An 18,992-nucleotide genomic window follows, 5' to 3' on the forward strand; every position below is an offset into this window, starting at 1 on the left:
GATGGCGCTCATGCCGATGGCGTAGCGCCAGCCGTCGGCGCCGCCGAACATGGTCAGGGCGATGGTGGGCAGCGTCATGGCGGCGGCGGCGGAGCCGAAGTTGCCCCAGCCGGCGTAGAAGCCTTCGGCGAAGCCGATGTCCTTGGGCTTGAACCACAGCGCGGTCATGTGGATACCGACCACGAAGCTGGCGCCGATGGAGCTGAGCACCAGGCGCGAGATGAGCAGCTGCGACATGGTATTGCCGAAGGCGAACACCAGCGCCGGTACGGCCATGGAGACCATCAGCACCGAGAACACCCGGCGCGGGCCGAAGCGGTCCAGCGCCATGCCAACGATGATGCGTGCCGGGATGGTCAGTGCCACGTTGACGATGGCGAACAGGCGGATGTCGTCGCGGGTCAGCCAGTCGACGCTCTTGAGCATGCTCGATGCCAAGGGCGCCATGTTGAACCATACGTAGAAGGTGATGAAGAACGCGATCCAGGTCAGGTGCAGGGCCCTGATCTCCGGACTGCGGAACTTGAAGACGGCAGACACTTTCATGGTCGTATCATCCTGAAGTGAGAACTTTTATGGCCACGCATGACGGGATCGCCGTCACGGGCTCGGCAGGATCAAAAGCGGACACTCGACGCGTCGGGCCAGGAATGAGCTGACCTTGCCGAAGGTCATGTAGTCGAGTTCATCGACGAAGTAGCTCAGCGACTGGGCGATGATGCCGCCGTCAGGCTTGCTGCTGTGGCGCGCGATGACCAATACGTCCGGCTGGTGCTTTTGGGTGGCGTGCAGCAGCATCTTGCGGGCGTCACCCTCGGCCAGCACCCAGTCGACCTCGAAGCCCTCCTGGTGCGCGAAATCGGCCCCTTCCTTCAGTGCCGCCTTCAGCTCCTCGTACTCCTGCTGGAACAGTTCCTCGTTGGCATCGGTGGCGTCGCCAGGGTTCTCCGCCACGCCGACCAGAATCAGCGTGGGAGCGTTGCAGCGAAACAGGCTGACGGTCTGGGCCAAGGCCAGCTTGGCGTTTCGCGAGCCGTCATAAGCGATCATGACTTTCATGACATCCCTCCGAAGAAGGCCAGGTAGTGGGGTGTGCTCTGGCTTCATGCCAGAGCACCGATGACCGCATCAGGGGTTTTTGACATAGGCGCCGGGGCGCAGGTAGAACCACCAGTTGATCACCAGGCACAGCGCGTAGAAGATCGCGAAGCCGTACATGGCGAGTTCGGGGGTGCCGGCGCGGATCTGGCCGCCCATCACGACCGGGGCGATGAAGGCGCCGTAGGCGGCCACGGCTGAGGTCCAGCCCAGTACCGGGCCCTTCTGCTGGGCATCGAAGATCACGCCGATGCTGCGGAAAGTGGAGCCGTTACCGATGCCGCTGGCGGCGAACAGGATCACGAACAGCAGCATGAAGATTGCGAAGTAGCTGTTGGGATCGGTGGAGTTATAGGCCAGCATCATCACGTAGCCGGTCACTGCCGAGGCGACTACCATGACCACCGAGATCACCTGGGTGACGATGGAGCCGCCCACCTTGTCGGAGATCCAGCCGCCGATGGGTCGGATCAGCGCGCCGACGAAAGGCCCGATCCAAGCCCAGGTCAGGGCACTGGGGCCGGCGGGGTTGGCCACGCGGGTGACGCTGCCGTCGGCGGCCACTTCCATCATGTTGCCGAAGATCACGTTGATCGAGAGCGGCAGCGCCGCGGAGAAGCCGATGAACGAGCCGAAGGTCAGGATGTAGAGCACCGTCATCGACCAGGTGTGCTTGTTCGAGAAGATGGCAAACTGCTTCTGGATGTTGGGCTTGATGTCGCCGGGGATCAGGCGCATCAGGGCCAGGGTCAGCAGGATGGTGACCGGCAGGGCGACCCACATGCCCAGCCACTGCAGGGTGAAGACGCCTACTACGGTGGCCACGGCACCCACGCCGTAGAGCCCCAGGATCTTGCCGAAGGCCTGCATCGGCGTGCCCGGGTTGGGTGTGATGGGCCGCAGGTTGTTCATGCCGAACCAGCCGAGGAAGGCCAGCGGCACCAGGAATACCAGCCAGACGAATCCGGCGTTCTGGATCCAGGTCGGCGTGCCCGCTTCGATGCGGCCGATCAGCGTGCCGCTGGCGCTCTGCAGTTCCATCGGGGCGCCGGCGATGACACCGAAGATACCGACGGTCATCACCAGCGGAATCAGGATCTGCATGGTGGTGACGCCGAAGTTGCCCAGGCCGGCGTTCATGCCCAGCGCGTAGCCCTGCTGCTTCTTGGGGAAGAAGGTCGAGATGTTGCTCATCGAGGCGGCGAAGTTACCGCCACCGATGCCCGAGAGCAGCGCCAGGACCTGAAACACCCAGAACGGCGTGGCGGGGTTCATCAGCGCGAACCCGGTGCCGAAGGCGGGAATCATCAGCAGGGCCGTGGTCAGGAACACGGTATTGCGCCCGCCGGCGATGCGGATCATGAACGAGGCGGGAATGCGCAGGGTGGCACCGGCAAGGCCGGCGATGGCGGTCAGCATGAAGAGCTGGTCGACGGCGAAGGGAAAGCCCAGGTTCTGCATCTGGGTGGTGATCATTCCCCACATCATCCACACCGCGAAGCCCATCAGCAGGCTGGGGATGGAGATCCACAGATTGCGCGAGGCGATGCGCTTGCCCGTTTGTTGCCAGAATTGGTCGTCTTCGACGTCCCAATGCTCGATGTCGGCATTCTTTGGTCTGCCGGCGCCGAGCTTGCCGATATCGGCACTCGTTTTAGCCATGACGTTTCCCCTTGTGGTTCGACTGATCCCGCCTTGCGACATCCGTCCTGACCGGGATCAATTCAGGTTCGGTTGAGGCAAAGATACGTCGGGTCGGTAACCAGGGAAACTGGCCAAAAATGCCGGAAAAACAGTGAAATACCTCTTGAGGGGTAGCAGGGGTATTAAGCTAACTCATTGTTTTTCTATGCTGGGTTACAAAGGAGGGGCATGAAAAAGGCGCCTTGCCGGCGCCCTGAAGTCTTTGGAGGTATCCACACAGAACCTCCGCTACCTATCTGCCATCAATGCCTTCCTGCACGGCCCACACCGCCGCCTCGACCCGCGAACGCAGGTTGAGCTTCTTCAGCAGGTGCTTGACGTGGACCTTCACCGTGCCTTCGGAGATGTCGAGCTTGCGCGCGATCAGCTTGTTGGAGAGCCCCGCGGCCAGTTCGCGCAGGATCTCACGCTCGCGCTGGGTCAGGCTGTGGATGTCGGGGGTGGCGGGGGCCGTGCGCTGGTTGCGCAGCGCCTCGGCCAGCAGCGCGGTGAGGTTCTCGCTGACCACCATGCGGCCCAGCGCCGCCTGGCGCAGCTGGCGCACCATCTCCTCGGGTTCCATGTCCTTGAGCAGGTAACCGTCGGCGCCGCCGCGCAGGGCAGCCACCAGATCCTCCTCGTGGTCGGAGACGGTGAACATCACGATGCGCCCGGCATAGCCCGATTCGCGCAGCGCCTTCAGCGTCTGGATGCCATCCATGCCCGGCATGTTGAGGTCGAGCAGGATCATGTCCGGGTCGAGCTCCGCGGCCAGGCGCACGCCCTGCTCCGGTTCACCGGTATCGCCGATGAGCTCGAGATCGTCCTCCAGCTCGAGCAGCTGGGCCACGCCGCGGCGCAGCAGCGGATGGTCGTCGATGATCAGGATACTGGCGGGGGTCTCGTTGACTGACTGGCCCATGGTGTCTCAGTTTCCTTGGTCGTGAAGGGTGGATTCGGTGGTCGGCTGGCGGGTGATCAGGCGCGCCGTCTGGGGCGTGAAGACAACTTCCACACAAGTGCCGCCCTCGGTGCGGTTGGAGAGTTTCAGCTCGCCGCCCAGGGTGTGCGCCCGGTCGCGCATGATCACCAGGCCATAGTGCATGGGCGGCGAGTCGTCGTTCTCCAGCCCCACGCCATCGTCCTCGATGCACAGCAGGATACGCGCTTCGTGGAACTTCACCGTGACCGCGGCCCAGTGTGCCTGGGCGTGTTTATGCGTATTGCTCAGCGCCTCGCGGGCGATCTGCAGTACGTGGATCTCCTCGTTGGGGTTGAGCAGGTGGGGCGGCACGTCGTAGTTCAGCTCTACCGGGGCTCCCATGCGCTCGGAGAACTCCCCTGTGGTCTGCAGCAGGGCGGTCTGCAGGCCGGGGCCTTCCAGCTTGAGGCGGAAGGTGGTGAGCAGCTCGCGCAGTTGGCGATAGGCGCTGTTGAGCCCGGTGCGCAGCTCGTCGAATACCGCCGCCTGCATCTCCCTGGGGGCGTCCTTGGCCTGCATGCGCTCCAGACGCGCCACTTGCATCTTGAGGTAGGAGAGCGACTGGGCCAGGGAGTCGTGCAGCTCGCGGGCGATGATGGTGCGCTCGCTCATCAGCGAGACCTGCTGCTCCTCCTCGATGCGCCGCTGAAGGTACACCGCCGTGGCCAGTTGGTCGGCCAGGGCGTTGAGCAGCCGGCGCACGCTGTCGGAGAGGCGCTCCTCCTTGGGGTACCAGACTTCCAGGGTGCCGAGCATCTCGTCGCCCACGCTCACCGGCAACAGCACGCAGTCGCCATCTTCGGTGTCGCTCAGGCGTATGGGCTGCGGGGCGATCAGGCAGGCGTGGCAGTCGTGGTCGCGGCAGAAGTCCGGACGTCGCGCAGCGTGAGTGGCGAGGACCGGCACCTGGCGATCGGCATGAGGGTCGTTGAGCGACAGCCGAATGGGGCCGATCTCCAATAGCTCGGCCACTCGGCGCAGCATGGGGGCGGCGCTGGTGCACAGGTCGTTGCCGCCGCCGTAGAGCGAGCGGCTGCCGTCGTGGAGTATCTGCATGACCTGGTTGCTGCGCTCCAGCTCGGCCTTCTTGCGCGAGACTCGCTCTTCCAGCTCGGCGTAGCTGGCGCCGAGTTCCTCGGACATGGTGTCGAAGGTATGGCCGAGCATGGCGAGTTCGTCGCTGCCCTTGAGCTGGGTGCGCAGGGAGAAGTTGCGCTGGGCGACTTCGCGGGCCAGCACCATCAACTGGCGCAGCGGCGCCACCAGGTTGTGGCGGATGTCGTAGAGTGCGATGGCGACCACCACCGCCGTCAGGCCCAGAAACAGGATCTGCAAGGCACTGAGCAGGCGGATCTTGGCCTCGCTGTTCTGCTCGAGCTGCTTGACCATGGCGTCGATGTCACCCACCAGGCCATCCAGGGTGCGGTTGAGCGCCTCGATGTTCACCGAGCGGGTATCGACGGCCTCGTTGATCTTGGGCGCCAGTTCGTTGTGCCAGCGCCCCAGGATCAGGCGGTATTGACGCCGGAGGTCGTGGGCTTCGGAAACGGGAATGGCGCCGGTCAGCTCGTCGCTGGCCAGGCGCTCCTCGAAGCGTCGCTTGAGGAGGTGCACCTCGGCCTGGTGTTCCATGGAGGGAATACGCTCGTAGCGCTGCAGGGCGGCCACGATCTGGTAGGTGTTCATGCGCAACGAGCCGGCAACGTTGATGGCCGCGGCATCGCCCCGGCTGCCACCGGCAACCGCCATGGTCACCACGATGCTGATCAGGGCCAGGGCGCTGATCGCCAGCAGCGAGGCGACGATACGGGCCACGAGGGAGCGTTGCAGCAGTTTCATCGGCGGTGGGCGTCTCCAGCAAAGGCGCAGGGCATGTCGACACTATAACTCCTCGCCGACACTATACCCCAGCGGGCGATGGGGCATCCTGGCGGTAGAGCCGGCCTGCTGCCACCAAAGTGGTACCCCCTATGCCCTTTTGACGCTGCCAGGTGGCGGGAACGAGAATCTCTTCGACCACACCATGAGACATACCGTTCATGCAGCCTGTCGTAAAAGCCCCCGCGCTTGATCCGCAGGTCGACTATCGTTCGCTGGTGGTCGTGCTGCTGTCGCCGCTGGCCTTCGCCCTGGTGTTCGCCAGTTGGACCATCTTCGCCGTGTTGGGCGTCGAGCTGAAGCGCGTGCTGCACTTCGGCGAGGTTCAGTTTGCCGTACTGCTGGCCATGCCCATGTTCACCGGTGCGCTGGCGGCGCTCCCCATGGCGCTACTGGCGCGTCGGGTCGGCGGCCGGCGGGTGATGATCGGCTGCCTGCTGTTGGTCTGCCCCTTCCTGTGGGCCATCGCCCATTCGGATGCCTACCTGGAATTCCTGCTAGCCGGCGCCGGCCTGGGGCTGGGCGCCGGTTCGCTGGCCGCCGGCCTGGTCTACGTGGCCCTGCTGTGCCCGCGGCGCCACGCCGGCCTGGCATTGGGGCTCTACGGCGCCGGCATGCTGGGCGCCGGGCTCACCTACTTCCTGCTGCCCCTGGTAAGCCAGGCCTACGGCTGGCCCATGGCGCCCAAGCTGTTTCTCTTGCCGGTACTGCTGGTGGCGCTGCTGCTGTGGGTCTTCGCCGAGGATGCGCCGAGCGTGGTGCGTCTCGAAGCGCTGGATGAACTCGCCGAGCCCGGTGGGGGCGAGGTACCACGACGCTGGCTGCCGCCACCCGCGGTGTGCCGGCTGGCACTCTACTACAGCTTCTTCTACGGCGCCTTCGTGGCGCTGGCGCTGTGGTTGCCGGGCTACCTGGCGGCCCAGTACGCCCTTTCGCTCAAAGTGGCCGCGCTGTGGGCGCTGGCCTTTACCCTGCCGGCTGGGATCGGCCAGATCGTCGGCGGGGCGCTGGCCGACCGGCGCGATTTCCGCGACCTGCGCTGGTGGGTCAGCGCCTGCGTGATGGTGTGCCTGTTCCTGCTCTCCTATCCCGACTTCACCATGCAGATCCACGGCGTGCACGGCGACATCGCGCTGCGCTTCTCCATGCCACTCGGTGGCTTCACCACGCTGCTGGCCCTCATGGGGCTGGCCATGGGTATCGGCAAGGGCAGCCTGATGTGCTTGCTGTATCGCGATCACGGCGACGACATGGCTCGCTCGGGCGGGCTGGCGCTGGCCCTGGGGGGGCTGTTCGCCACGGTATTGCCGCTGATGTTCGTGTTCGGCAACGAATGGATAGGCATTCGTACCGCGGGGTTCATGTTCCTTTACGCCGCGCTCGCGGTGTGCATGTTGCTGATGCTGTGGGATGGTGCCCGCACTCGGTCTCGCTCCCGCTCTCCTTCCCCTTCCCACGAGGGCTAACCCCTTTCATCGGGCCTTCTATCACCTTGTAGGTAGAGAGGGTGTATATGGAGGTAACCTGGCAGTAATCCGCGTTTCGATCCTCCAGACTTCGCTTCAAGAACCTGCCCCGGCGGTCGTGTGGAACACGGCGCACGACACGGCAGGCGGGGTGGCCCGGGTGCCACGCATCACTTCAAGAAGCCTGGAGATCGACCATGAGTCACTTCTTAGATCGGCTGAATTTCTTCCGCAAGGCGCGCGAGCCCTTCGCCAACGACCATGGCGAGACCCGCGAGGAGTCCCGTGGCTGGGAAGACGGCTACCGTCAGCGCTGGCAGCACGACAAGATCGTGCGCTCCACCCACGGCGTCAACTGCACCGGCTCCTGCAGCTGGAAGATCTACGTCAAGAACGGCCTGGTCACCTGGGAGACCCAGCAGACCGACTATCCGCGCACCCGCCCGGACCTGCCCAACCACGAGCCGCGTGGCTGCCCGCGCGGCGCTAGCTACTCCTGGTACATGTACAGCGCCAACCGCCTCAAGTACCCGCTGATCCGCAAGCCGCTGCTCAAGCTGTGGCGCGAGGCCAAGCAGCAGCACGGCGACCCGGTCGATGCCTGGGCCTCCATCGTCTCCGATCCGGCCAAGACCAAGCTGTACAAGCGCGCCCGCGGCATGGGCGGCTTCGTGCGGGCCAACTGGGACGAGCTCAACGAGCTGGTCGCCGCCTCCAACGTCTACACCGCCAAGCAGTACGGCCCGGACCGCATCATCGGCTTCTCGCCGATTCCCGCCATGTCCATGGTCAGCTACGCCGCGGGCAGCCGCTACCTGTCGCTGATCGGCGGCGTGTGCATGAGCTTCTACGACTGGTACTGCGACCTGCCGCCGGCCAGCCCGCAGACCTGGGGCGAGCAGACCGACGTGCCGGAATCGGCCGACTGGTACAACTCCGGCTACATCATCGCCTGGGGTTCCAACGTGCCCCAGACCCGGACCCCGGACGCCCACTTCTTCACCGAAGTGCGCTACAAGGGCACCAAGACCGTCTCCATCACCCCGGACTACGCCGAGGTCTCCAAGCTCACCGACGAGTGGCTGTCGGTCAAGCAGGGCACCGACGCCGCGCTGGGCATGGCCATGGGCCACGTGATCCTCAAGGAATTCCACCTCGACAAGCCCAGCGCCTACTTTACCGAGTACGTGCGCAAGTACTCCGACATGCCCTTCCTGGTCGAACTCGAAGCCCGCGAAGACGGCAGCTTCGTGCCCGGCAAGCAGCTTCGCACCAGCGACTTCGAAGGCAACCTGGGCCAGGACAACAACCCCGAATGGAAGACCGTGGCGTGGGACGAGCTGTCCGACCGCCTCGTGGTGCCGAATGGCTCCATCGGTTTCCGCTGGGGTGAAAAGGAAGAGAACCAGGGCAAGTGGAACCTCGAGGAGCGTGATGCCGGCGGCTCGGAGATCAAGCCGCTGCTGACGCTGGCCGAGCACCACGACGACGTGGCCAAGGTGGCGTTCCCCTACTTCGGCGGCATCGCCCACGAGCACTTCGACCACGTGGCCGGCAACGAGCTGCTGTTCCACAGCCTGCCCGTCAAGCGCCTGACCAAGGCCGACGGCAGCGAGGTCCTGGCCGTCACCGTGTTCGACCTGATGTGCGCCAACTACGGTATCGACCGCGGGTTTGGTAAAGAGGGTGAAGACGACGGCGCCACCTCCTACGACCAGGTCCGCCCCTACACCCCGGCCTGGCAGGAGAAGATCACCGGCGTGCCCGCCGAGCAGGTCGCCCGTATCGCCCGTGAGTTCGCCGACAACGCCGACAAGACCCGGGGTCGCTCCATGGTCATCGTGGGTGCCGCGATGAACCACTGGTACCACATGGACATGAACTACCGCGGCCTGATCAACATGCTGGTCATGTGCGGCTGTATCGGCCAGAGCGGCGGCGGCTGGGCCCACTACGTCGGCCAGGAGAAGCTGCGTCCGCAGACCGGCTGGACCCCGCTGGCCTTCGGCCTCGACTGGCAGCGCCCGCCGCGCCACATGAACTCCACCTCGTTCTTCTACAACCACTCCTCGCAGTGGCGCTACGAGAAGCTCGAGATCAAGGAAATCCTCTCGCCGCTGGCCAACCCGGCCGACTACAGCGGCAGCCTGATCGACTTCAACGTGCGCTCCGAGCGCATGGGCTGGCTGCCCTCCGCGCCACAGCTCGGTACCAACCCGCTGCGCCTGGCCAAGGCTGCCGAGGCCGCCGGCCTGTCGACCAAGGACTACGCCGTGCAGCAGCTCAAGAGCGGCGAGCTGGCGTTCGCCGCCGAGGATCCGGATAGCCCGCAGAACTTCCCGCGCAACCTGTTCGTGTGGCGCTCCAACCTGCTGGGCAGCTCGGGCAAGGGCCACGAGTACATGCTCAAGTACCTGCTGGGTACCCGCCACGGCATCCAGGGCAAGGACCTGGGCGAATTCGGCGGCCAGAAGCCGGAAGAAGTGAAGTGGCACGACGAGGCGCCGGAAGGCAAGCTTGACCTGGTGGTCACGCTGGACTTCCGCATGTCCTCCACCTGCCTCTACTCCGACGTGGTACTGCCGACGGCCACCTGGTACGAGAAGAACGACCTCAACACCTCGGACATGCACCCGTTCATCCACCCGCTGACCGCGGCCACCGACCCGGCGTGGGAGTCGCGCAGCGACTGGGACATCTACAAGGGCATCGCCAAGGCATTCTCCGAGGTGTGTGTGGGCCACCTGGGCGAGGAGACCGACCTGGTCACCCTGCCGCACCAGCACGACTCCCCGGCGGAGCTGGCCCAGCCCGAAGTGAAGGACTGGAAGAAGGGCGAATGCGAGCCGATCCCCGGCAAGACCATGCCGGCGCTGATCGAGGTCAAGCGCAACTACCCGGAAACCTATGAGCGCTTCACCTCCGTGGGCCCGCTGCTCGAGACCATCGGCAACGGCGGCAAGGGCATCGCCTGGAACACCGATTCCGAGGTCGAGCTACTCGGCAAGCTGAACTACCGCAAGAGCGAAGGCCCCGCCAAGGGCCGGCCGAAGATCGAGACGGCCATCGACGCCGCCGAGATGATCCTGACCCTGGCGCCGGAAACCAACGGCCAGGTGGCGGTCAAGGCGTGGGGCGCGCTGTCCAAGATCACCGGGCGCGACCACACCCACCTGGCGGTCAACAAGGAAGAGGAGAAGATCCGCTTCCGCGACATCGTCGCCCAGCCGCGCAAGATCATCTCGAGCCCGACCTGGTCCGGCCTGGAGGATGAACACGTCTCCTACAACGCCGGCTACACCAACGTCCACGAGCTGATTCCGTGGCGCACCGTGAGCGGCCGCCAGCAGTTCTACCAGGATCACCCCTGGATGCGCGCCTTCGGCGAGAGCCTGCTGGTCTACCGTCCGCCGATCAACACCAAGACGATCACCGGCTTCACCATGCCGGAGGACAACGGCAACCCGACCAAGGCGCTGAACTGGATCACCCCGCACCAGAAGTGGGGCATCCACTCCACCTACAGCGACAACCTGCTGATGCTGACGCTCAACCGCGGCGGTCCGGTGGTATGGATGTCGGAGACCGACGCCCAGGAGATCGGCATCGAGGACAACGACTGGATCGAGCTGTTCAACGCCAACGGCGCGATCACCGCGCGGGCCATCGTCAGCCAGCGGGTCAAGGCCGGCATGGTGATGATGTACCACGCCCAGGAGCGCCAGGTGAACGTGCCGGGCTCCGAGGTCACCAAGACCCGCGGCGGCATGCACAACTCCGTGACCCGGGTGTGCCCGAAGCCGACCCACATGATCGGCGGCTACGCGCAGCTCTCTTACAGCTTCAACTACTACGGCACCGTTGGCTCCAACCGCGATGAATTCGTCCTCATCCGCAAGATGAAGAACGTCGACTGGCTGGATGGCGAAGGCAACGACAGCGTTCAGGAGACCGTGAAATGAAGATTCGTTCCCAGGTAGGCATGGTCCTCAACCTCGACAAGTGCATCGGCTGTCATACCTGCTCGGTCACCTGCAAGAACGTCTGGACCAGCCGTGAAGGCATGGAATATGCCTGGTTCAACAACGTCGAGACCAAGCCCGGTATCGGCTACCCGAAGGAGTGGGAGAACCAGGACAAGTGGAAGGGCGGCTGGATGCGCCGCAAGGATGGCAAGATCGAGCCGCGCATCGGCGGCAAGTGGCGGGTGCTGGCGAACATCTTCGCCAACCCCGACCTGCCGGTGATCGACGACTACTACGAGCCGTTCGACTTCGACTACCAGCACCTGCACACCGCCAAGCAGGGCGACCACCAGCCGGTGGCGCGTCCCCGCTCGCTGGTCTCCGGCGAGCGCATGAAGAAGATCGAATGGGGCCCGAACTGGGAGGAGATCCTCGGCACCGAGTTCGCCAAGCGCCGCAAGGACAAGAACTTCGAGCAGGTGCAGGCCGACATCTACGGCCAGTTCGAGAACACCTTCATGATGTACCTGCCGCGCCTGTGCGAGCACTGCTTGAACCCGGCGTGCGTGGCTTCGTGCCCCAGCGGCGCGATCTACAAGCGCGAGGAGGACGGCATCGTCCTGATCGACCAGGACAAGTGCCGCGGCTGGCGGATGTGCATCTCCGGCTGCCCGTACAAGAAGATCTACTACAACTGGAAGACCGGCAAGTCCGAGAAGTGCATCTTCTGCTACCCGCGTATCGAGGCGGGCATGCCGACCGTGTGCTCCGAGACCTGCGTGGGCCGCATCCGCTACCTCGGCGTGCTGCTGTATGACGCCGACCGCATCGAGGAAGTGGCGAGCTCGCCGGACGTGCGCGACCTCTACCACCGCCAGTGCGAGATCTTCCTCGACCCGCACGACCCGGAAGTGATCGCCCAGGCCAAGCGTGACGGCATTCCCGACAACGTGATCAAGGCCGCCCAGGAGAGCCCGGTCTACAAGATGGCCATGGATTGGGGCTTGGCGCTGCCGCTGCACCCCGAGTACCGCACCCTGCCGATGGTCTGGTACGTGCCGCCGCTGTCGCCGATCCAGTCGGCCGCCGAGGCCGGCAAGGTCGAGTACGACGGCGTGCTGCCCAAGATCGAGTCGCTGCGCATCCCGGTGCGCTACCTGGCCAACATGCTTACCGCCGGTGAGGAAGAGCCCGTGGTGCTGGCGCTCAAGCGGCTGATGGCGATGCGCGTCTTCATGCGCAACCGCCACGTCGAAGGCAAGCATGATACCGAGGTGCTCGATGCCGTTGGCCTCAGCGAGGCCCAGGTGGAGGAGATGTACCGCTATCTGGCCATTGCCAACTACGAGGATCGCTTCGTGATCCCCACCAGCCACCGCGAGATGGCCACCGAAGCGTTCCCCGAGCGCGGCGGCTGCGGCTTCAGCTTCGGCGACGGCTGCCACGGCGAGAGCAAGCCGAGCCTGTTCAACGGGCGCAAGCAGACCAGCGCGCTGGTCAAGCCTGTCGACGTCTTCGACCCGAAAACCGGCGCCAAGGAGACTCACCATGGCTGATGCAGCACTCCAGATGCCCCAAGAGGCGATGATCCAGCCCGAGCTTGGCATGCGCAGCCTGCGCGTGCTGGCCCGCCTGCTGGACTACCCCACCGAGGCGCTGCAGGGCGCGGTGGATGAGCTGGTCGAGGCGCTCGACGCCGAGCGCCGCCTGCCGGCGGCGCTCAGGGCCGACCTGATGAGCTGGTGCCAGCGCATTGCGGACGGCGACCTGCTCGAGCTGCAGTCCGAGTACGTGGCGCTGTTCGACAAGGGCCGTGCCCACTCGCTGCTGCTGTTCGAACACGTGCACGGCGAATCCCGCGACCGCGGCCAGGCCATGGTCGACCTGATCGAGGAGTACAAGGCCGCCGGCTTCGAGCTGGATGCCCGCGAGCTGCCCGACTACCTACCGCTGTTCCTGGAGTACCTCTCTACCCGCAGCGACGAGGAAATCGGCCGCTGGCTGGGCGAGATCCGCCACATCCTGGCGCTGCTCACCGCGCGGCTGGAGGAGCGCGGCGCCGACCAGGCCCTGGTCACCCGCGCGCTGCTGGCGCTGATCGACGCAGAGGACGACATCGAGGCAAGCCGTCAGGCGGTGGCCAGCGAGAAGCGCGACGACACCCCCGAGGCGCTGGATGCGGTATGGGAGGAGGAGGCGGTGCGCTTCTCCGCCAAGTCCGATGAGGATTGCGCGCTGCAGTCCGCCGAAGGGCGACGCCTGGCCGAGCGCAAGCGGCAGACCCAGGGCGAGGCGATTCGCATCCTCGACCCCGTCGATGCCGCCAAGAAACATTAACGGAGACCTGTCATGAACTACATCGATTCCCTACTGTTCGGGCTCTACCCCTACCTGGCCGGCAGCGTCTTCCTGATCGGCAGCCTGATGCGCTACGACCACGGCCAGTACACCTGGAAGACCGGCTCGAGCCAGATGCTGTCGTCGAAGAACATGCGCATGGCCAGCAACCTGTTCCACGTCGGCATCCTCGTGATCTTCTTCGGCCACCTGGTCGGCCTGCTGACGCCGCACTGGCTCTACGGCCCCTTCATCAGCGCGGGCACCAAGCAGGTGCTGGCCGTGGTGGTCGGCGGCATCGCCGGTGTCATGTGCCTGGTGGGCGGCGCCATGCTGTTCTACCGCCGCCTGACCAACCCGCGGGTGCGTGCTTCTTCCAGCACCATGGATACCGTGATCATCGGCCTGCTGGTGCTGCAAGTGACGCTGGGGCTGCTCACCATCCTGCCCACCCTGGGCCACCTGGACGGTAGCGCGATGCTGCAGTTCTCCGGCTGGGCACAGTCCATCGTCTACTTCCAGGGCGGCGCCGCCGCGCATCTGGAAGGTGTGAACTGGATCTACAAGCTGCACATCCTGGTCGGCCTGACCATCGTGCTGGTGTTCCCCTTCACCCGCCTGGTGCACGTGTGGAGCGCGCCGATGGGCTATGTCACCAGGCGCTACCAGATCGTCCGTCGCCGGGCTTGAGGTAAAAGCTGGCTGCGCTCGCTCAGATGGCGAGCGCAGTCTCAGCAGGATTTATCGAGGTGAATGACATGCAAATGATCGAGATCGCACAGCTGCCGGGCCGCTACGCTCCGCCGCCCATCAAGGTCGGGGCCAAGGCCATCGACGAGGACAGCATCGCCCGCGAGATGCAGTACCACCCGGCGGCGACCGCCGGCGAGGCGCAGCTCTCGGCCGCCCGCGCCCTGGTGGTTCGCGAGCTGCTGCGCCAGCGCGCCGTCGAACTCGGTCTGGTGGCCGATACCGATGACGAAGGCGACAACGATACCGCCATCGCCGCCCTGCTGGAGCAGGAACTGGAAGTACCGGAGCCGGAGGAAGAGGCTTGCCGCCGCTTCTTCGACGCCGACCCCGAGCGCTTCAGCGAGCCGACCCGCATTGCCGTGCGCCATATCCTGCTGGCGGCGGCACCGGACGACGCCGAGGCGCGCGATGCCCAGTACCGCCTGGGCGAGACGCTGATCGAGGAACTCCAGGGTATCCCCGAACGCTTCACCGAGTTTGCCATGCGCCACTCCGCCTGCCCCTCGAAGAGCGAAGGCGGCGAGCTGGGCTGGCTGGCACCAGGGCAGACCGTGGCCGAGCTCGACCGCGCCCTGCAGCACCTGCCCGAAGGACTGCACGACCGGCCGCTGGCCTCGCGCTACGGCTGGCACGTAGTGAGCATCGATCAGCGCAGCGGCGGGCAGCGCCTGCCGTTCGAACAGGTCGTGGAGCGAGTGCGCTACACCCTGCGCGAGCAGGCCACCCGACGCGCTTTGCGCCACTACCTGCTGGCGCTGGAAGCGGAGATCGGCGTCGAAGGCATTGAGTTGGATGACGATGCCGCCGGCAGCCTGATGCAATAGGAGAGATTTTCATGGCCCATGTTCACGCCAACGCCCGTTTCGTGCCGCTCGGCATCGCCATCCTGACCGTCTCCGATACCCGCGGTTTCGACCAGGACGGCAGCGGCGACCTGCTCAGCGAACGCCTCTCCGAGGCCGGCCATGTGCTGGTCGATCGGCGCATCGTGCCCGACGACATCTATCGCATCCGCGCGGTGGTCTCCAAATGGGTGGTGCGCGACGACGTGCAGGTGATCCTGGTCAACGGCGGTACCGGCTTCACCGTGCGCGACACCACGCCTGAAGCGTTGATGCCGCTATTCGATCGGGCGATCGATGGCTACGGCGAGCTGTTCCGCCAGCTCTCCTTCGACAGCATCGGCACCTCCACCGTGCAATCGCGGGCGGTGGGCGGCGTGGCCAACCGCACCCTGATCTTCGCCATGCCCGGCTCGCCCAAGGCCTGCATCACGGCCTGGGACGGCATTCTTGCCAGCCAGCTCGACGCGCGCACCCGGCCGTGCAACTTCGTTGCCATGGTCATGCCCGAGCAGCAGGAATGTGGCAGCCGCGAGTCGCCGAAAGTGCCTGATCATGGTCAAGGAGCGCATGCATGAGCTGTGCCACCCTTGCCAAGGGGCTGCTCGACCTGGACGTGGCGAGGGCGCGCATGATCGCCGCGGCCGAGCCGGTACGAGGGGAGGAACTCGTGGCACTGGAGCAGGCCGCCGGGCGGGTGCTGGCCCGTGACCTGACGGCGCGGCTCGACATGCCAGGTATCGACAACAGCGCGATGGACGGTTACGCCCTGCGCATGGCGGAACTCTCGGACGCCGGCCTGCCGGTGGTGCTCAGGGTGCCGGCGGGGGCCGACGTCGAGATGCTGCCCGAGGGCGGCTGCGCGCGTATCTTCACCGGCGCACCGATTCCCGAAGGGGCCGACTGCGTGGTGCCCCAGGAGCGGGTTCGACTGGACGAGGCTGGCCGGGTGCACGTCATCGGCGAAGCCAGGCTGGGCGCCAACATTCGTCGTCGTGGTGAAGAATACCGCGAGGGCGACGCGCTGTTGCCGATGGGCTGGACACTGAACGCCGCGGCACTGGCGATGCTGGCGAGCCAGGGCATTGCCGAGGTGCCGGTGCTGCCGCGCCTCAAGGTGGCGCTGATCTCCACCGGCGACGAACTCATCGAGCCGGGTGAAGCGTTCGCTGCCGGACTGGTATACAACAGTAACCGGGTGATGCTGCAGGCGCTGCTCGAGCAGGCCGACTGCGACGTGTTGGATCTCGGTATCATCGCCGATGACCCCGGGGCTCTGCGCGAGGCCTTTACCGCTGCCCGCGATGGCGCCGACCTGGTGGTGTGCACCGGCGGCGTCTCGGTGGGCGAGGAAGACCATGTGCGGCCCGTGCTCGATGAGCTGGGCGGGCTCTGGTTCCATGGCGTGGCGATCAAGCCGGGCAAGCCGTTCGCCTTTGGCTACCTGGACGACGGCTCGCCCGAAGGCGTGCCGCTGATAGGGCTGCCGGGCAACCCCGTCGCCTCGCTGGTGGGCTGGCACCTGCTGGGCAGGCCCTTCGTTCAGGGTTGCCAGGGCCGCACCGTCGCGCCACTACAGCAATATTGCGTTCGCGCCGGTTTCTCGCGGCGGGGTAGTCCGGGGCGGCGCGAGCTGCTGCGTGTCACACTCGACTGGCAGGGCGAGCGTCCGGTAGCCATGTTGGCCGGCGGGCAGGGCTCCCACATGCTGCATGCCGCCAGCCAGGCGCACGGTTATCTGATGATGGCCGCCGATACCGATGTGGAGGAAGGTCATGAATACGCCTATTTACCCGCCGGACAGTTCGTCGACTGACCTGCTGTTCAAGCCCAAGCAACTGCGCGAGCTGGTGCAGAGCGTGCCCTGGCTGGGCGAGCTGAACGACGACGAGGTCACCGAGCTGCTCGAGGATACCGAACTCAAGACGCTCAAGACCCGCGAGTGGCTGTTTCGCCAGGACGCCCCGGCCCACTGGCTCTACATCGTCATCAACGGTGCGGTTCGCCTGGCACGCAGCGCCGGCGACGGCCGCCTGGCCACCATTCGCTGCGTGGAGCGCGGCGGCACCCTGGGCGAGTTGAGCATGGTCTCCAGTGCCGGGGTCTACCTCTATTCCGCCGAGGCGCTGCGGCGCACCCACGTGCTGGCGATTCCCGCCAAGCGTTGCCGCGAGATCATGGATCGCCAGCCCGCCTGCCGTGCCGAATTCATGAGCCGCCTGGCGCTGGAACTCACCGAACGCCTCGAGGACCTGGCGCTGCTGACCCAGGCCGACGCCATGTCGCGGCTGGTCAGCTACATCCTGCGCCAGCTGCCGGCGGGGCGCAGCAAGAGTCCGCGGGTGGTGCGCCTGTCGATTCCCAAGCGCTGGCTCGCCGCCCAACTGGCCATGACGCCGGAAACCCTGTCGCGGCTGCTGGCCAAGCTGCGCGACGGCGGCGTGATCGGCATCGACCGCCAGCGCCTGACGGTGCTCGACGAACAGAAGCTGCGCGACGCCATGCTGGCCGACGACTAGTTCGCCGGCTGCCAGGGTGGCGTCGCTGCCATGAATGGGAGGCTCCATGTCCCGAACTGCGAATAAACCTCGCACCCTGGTCTACTCCTGCTCCGGCTGCTCCGACGTGGCGCAGCTGGCCAATGACGTCGCCGTGCGGCTCGACCATACCGGCGTGGCCGAGATGTCGTGTATCTCCGGCGTGGGCGGCGGCGTGCCCGGCCTGGTACGCACCGCGCGCTCCGGGCGGCCCATCATCGCCATCGACGGCTGCCAGATGCACTGCGTGACCCACTGCCTGGCCCGGGCCGGGGTTAGCGCCACCGAACACGTCAAGCTCTACGAGCAGGGCTTTCGCAAGCGTCGCGGCCATAGCTACGACGAGGAGATCGTTCATGAAGTGGCCGAACAGGTAGGCGAACTGATCGCCCGGCTGCCGATGGATGCCGAGGAAAACGCATGAACCTGATCGACGGCTTCGGCCGCACCGTTCGCTACGTTCGCCTGTCGGTTACCGACCGCTGCGACTTCCGCTGCGTCTACTGCATGGCCGAGGAGATGACCTTCCTGCCCCGCGCCAGGCTGCTCACTCTCGAAGAGATGGCCGCGCTGTCGCGGGCCTTCGTCGAACTCGGCGTGGAGAAGATTCGCCTGACCGGCGGTGAGCCGCTGGTGCGCCGCGGTATCGAGGAGTTGGTGGCCGAACTCGGCGCACTGCCGGGCCTGCGCGACTTCGGCATGACCACCAATGGCGCCGGGCTGGTCAAGCACGCCCGCGCCCTGCGGCAAGGCGGCCTCAAGCGACTCAACGTCAGCCTCGACTCGCTCGACCCCGAGCGCTTTCGCGCCCTGACCCGCACCGGCGACCTGGCCAGGGTCATCGACGGCATCCGCGCCGCCCGGGAGGCCGGCTTCGAGCGCATCAAGCTCAACGCAGTGATCCTCAAGGGGCGCAACGACGACGAGATCCTCGATCTGGTCGACTTCGCTCGCCAGGAGCGGGTGGACATCAGCTTCATCGAGGAGATGCCGCTGGGCCAGAACATGAGCCACGATCGCGCCGAGACCTTCTGCTCGAGCGACGAGGTGCGCGCCGCCATCGAGGCGCGCCATACGCTGCTGCCCACTACCGAGAATACCTTGGGGCCGTCGCGCTACTACCGCATGGCCGACAGCGACTCGCGCATCGGTTTCATCTCGCCCCATAGCCACAACTTCTGCGCCGCCTGCAACCGCGTGCGCGTCACCGCCGAGGGCCGCCTGCTGCTGTGCCTGGGCAACGAGCACTCCGTCGACCTGCGCGCCGTGATGCGCCGCCACCCCGGCGACCTCGAACGGCTCAAGGCCGCCATCGTCGCCGCCATGCAGAAGAAACCCGAGCGTCACCACTTCACCACCGACGGCGACGTGCAGGTGGTGCGCTTCATGAACATGACCGGGGGCTGACCCCAACCCCGCTCCAGCCCGTCGCTCGCCGATGACGCGGCAGC

The 18,992-nt window shown here is 65.8% G+C and carries 16 protein-coding genes; 11 read left to right on the forward strand and 5 right to left on the reverse strand.

From position 1 onward, the window contains the following. From ACUY1T_RS21140 to ACUY1T_RS21160, 5 genes are all read right to left on the reverse strand, one after another. The coding region (locus ACUY1T_RS21140; protein WP_446025545.1) for an MFS transporter at window positions 1-546 on the reverse strand (546 nt) is incomplete at its 3' end. Window positions 547-600: 54 nt separating this feature from the next. Next, complete coding sequence (locus ACUY1T_RS21145; RefSeq protein WP_159548211.1) at window positions 601-1,059, reverse strand: universal stress protein; 459 nt, start codon at window positions 1,057-1,059, stop codon at window positions 601-603. Window positions 1,060-1,128: 69 nt separating this feature from the next. After that, window positions 1,129-2,760 (reverse strand): antiporter, encoded by a 1,632-nt coding sequence (locus ACUY1T_RS21150; RefSeq protein WP_446025546.1) that lies wholly within the window; start codon window positions 2,758-2,760, stop codon window positions 1,129-1,131. 274 nt (window positions 2,761-3,034) lie between these two features. Beyond that, on the reverse strand, window positions 3,035-3,703 hold the full coding sequence (gene narL, locus ACUY1T_RS21155; RefSeq protein ID WP_446025547.1) for a two-component system response regulator NarL: 669 nt from the start codon (window positions 3,701-3,703) through the stop codon (window positions 3,035-3,037). 6 nt (window positions 3,704-3,709) lie between these two features. Then, window positions 3,710-5,602: a histidine kinase gene (locus ACUY1T_RS21160; protein ID WP_446025548.1), complete on the reverse strand. Its 1,893-nt coding sequence runs from the start codon at window positions 5,600-5,602 to the stop codon at window positions 3,710-3,712. A gap of 200 nt (window positions 5,603-5,802) precedes the next feature. On the opposite strand from ACUY1T_RS21160, the gene ACUY1T_RS21165 reads away from it, so the two are divergent. The 11 genes from ACUY1T_RS21165 (at window position 5,803) to moaA (ending at window position 18,948) form a co-directional block, all read left to right on the forward strand. After that, entirely contained in the window at window positions 5,803-7,107 is a 1,305-nt protein-coding gene (locus tag ACUY1T_RS21165; protein WP_446025549.1) for an MFS transporter, read from the forward strand. Window positions 7,108-7,304: 197 nt separating this feature from the next. Next, window positions 7,305-11,069 carry a nitrate reductase subunit alpha gene (locus ACUY1T_RS21170; protein WP_446025550.1) on the forward strand — a complete coding sequence of 1,255 codons (3,765 nt, stop codon included), beginning with the start codon at window positions 7,305-7,307 and terminating at the stop codon, window positions 11,067-11,069. Next, window positions 11,066-12,628, forward strand: coding sequence for a nitrate reductase subunit beta (gene narH / locus ACUY1T_RS21175; RefSeq protein WP_446025551.1), 1,563 nt, complete (start codon window positions 11,066-11,068; stop codon window positions 12,626-12,628). The genes ACUY1T_RS21170 and narH overlap by 4 nt, the downstream gene beginning before the upstream one ends. Next, window positions 12,621-13,409: a nitrate reductase molybdenum cofactor assembly chaperone gene (gene narJ / locus ACUY1T_RS21180; RefSeq protein WP_446025552.1), complete on the forward strand. Its 789-nt coding sequence runs from the start codon at window positions 12,621-12,623 to the stop codon at window positions 13,407-13,409. Before narH ends, narJ begins: the two co-directional genes overlap by 8 nt. Before the next feature lie 12 nt (window positions 13,410-13,421). After that, window positions 13,422-14,099: a respiratory nitrate reductase subunit gamma gene (gene narI, locus ACUY1T_RS21185; RefSeq protein WP_446025553.1), complete on the forward strand. Its 678-nt coding sequence runs from the start codon at window positions 13,422-13,424 to the stop codon at window positions 14,097-14,099. Between the two features lie 68 nt (window positions 14,100-14,167). Continuing rightward, on the forward strand, window positions 14,168-14,986 hold the full coding sequence (locus tag ACUY1T_RS21190) for a peptidylprolyl isomerase (protein WP_446025554.1): 819 nt from the start codon (window positions 14,168-14,170) through the stop codon (window positions 14,984-14,986). A gap of 11 nt (window positions 14,987-14,997) precedes the next feature. Then, complete coding sequence (gene moaB / locus ACUY1T_RS21195; protein ID WP_446025555.1) at window positions 14,998-15,582, forward strand: molybdenum cofactor biosynthesis protein B; 585 nt, start codon at window positions 14,998-15,000, stop codon at window positions 15,580-15,582. After that, window positions 15,579-16,820 (forward strand): molybdopterin molybdotransferase MoeA, encoded by a 1,242-nt coding sequence (locus ACUY1T_RS21200; protein WP_446025556.1) that lies wholly within the window; start codon window positions 15,579-15,581, stop codon window positions 16,818-16,820. The genes moaB and ACUY1T_RS21200 overlap by 4 nt, the downstream gene beginning before the upstream one ends. Next, window positions 16,780-17,523 (forward strand): Crp/Fnr family transcriptional regulator, encoded by a 744-nt coding sequence (locus ACUY1T_RS21205; protein WP_446025557.1) that lies wholly within the window; start codon window positions 16,780-16,782, stop codon window positions 17,521-17,523. The genes ACUY1T_RS21200 and ACUY1T_RS21205 overlap by 41 nt, the downstream gene beginning before the upstream one ends. A gap of 46 nt (window positions 17,524-17,569) precedes the next feature. Beyond that, window positions 17,570-17,965, forward strand: coding sequence for a putative zinc-binding protein (locus ACUY1T_RS21210; protein WP_446025558.1), 396 nt, complete (start codon window positions 17,570-17,572; stop codon window positions 17,963-17,965). Further along, a complete protein-coding gene (gene moaA / locus ACUY1T_RS21215) occupies window positions 17,962-18,948 on the forward strand; it encodes a GTP 3',8-cyclase MoaA (protein ID WP_446025559.1) in 987 nt (328 codons plus the stop codon). The genes ACUY1T_RS21210 and moaA overlap by 4 nt, the downstream gene beginning before the upstream one ends. Window positions 18,949-18,992 lie beyond the last annotated feature (44 nt).

Source organism: Billgrantia sp. Q4P2 (assembly GCF_052806135.1).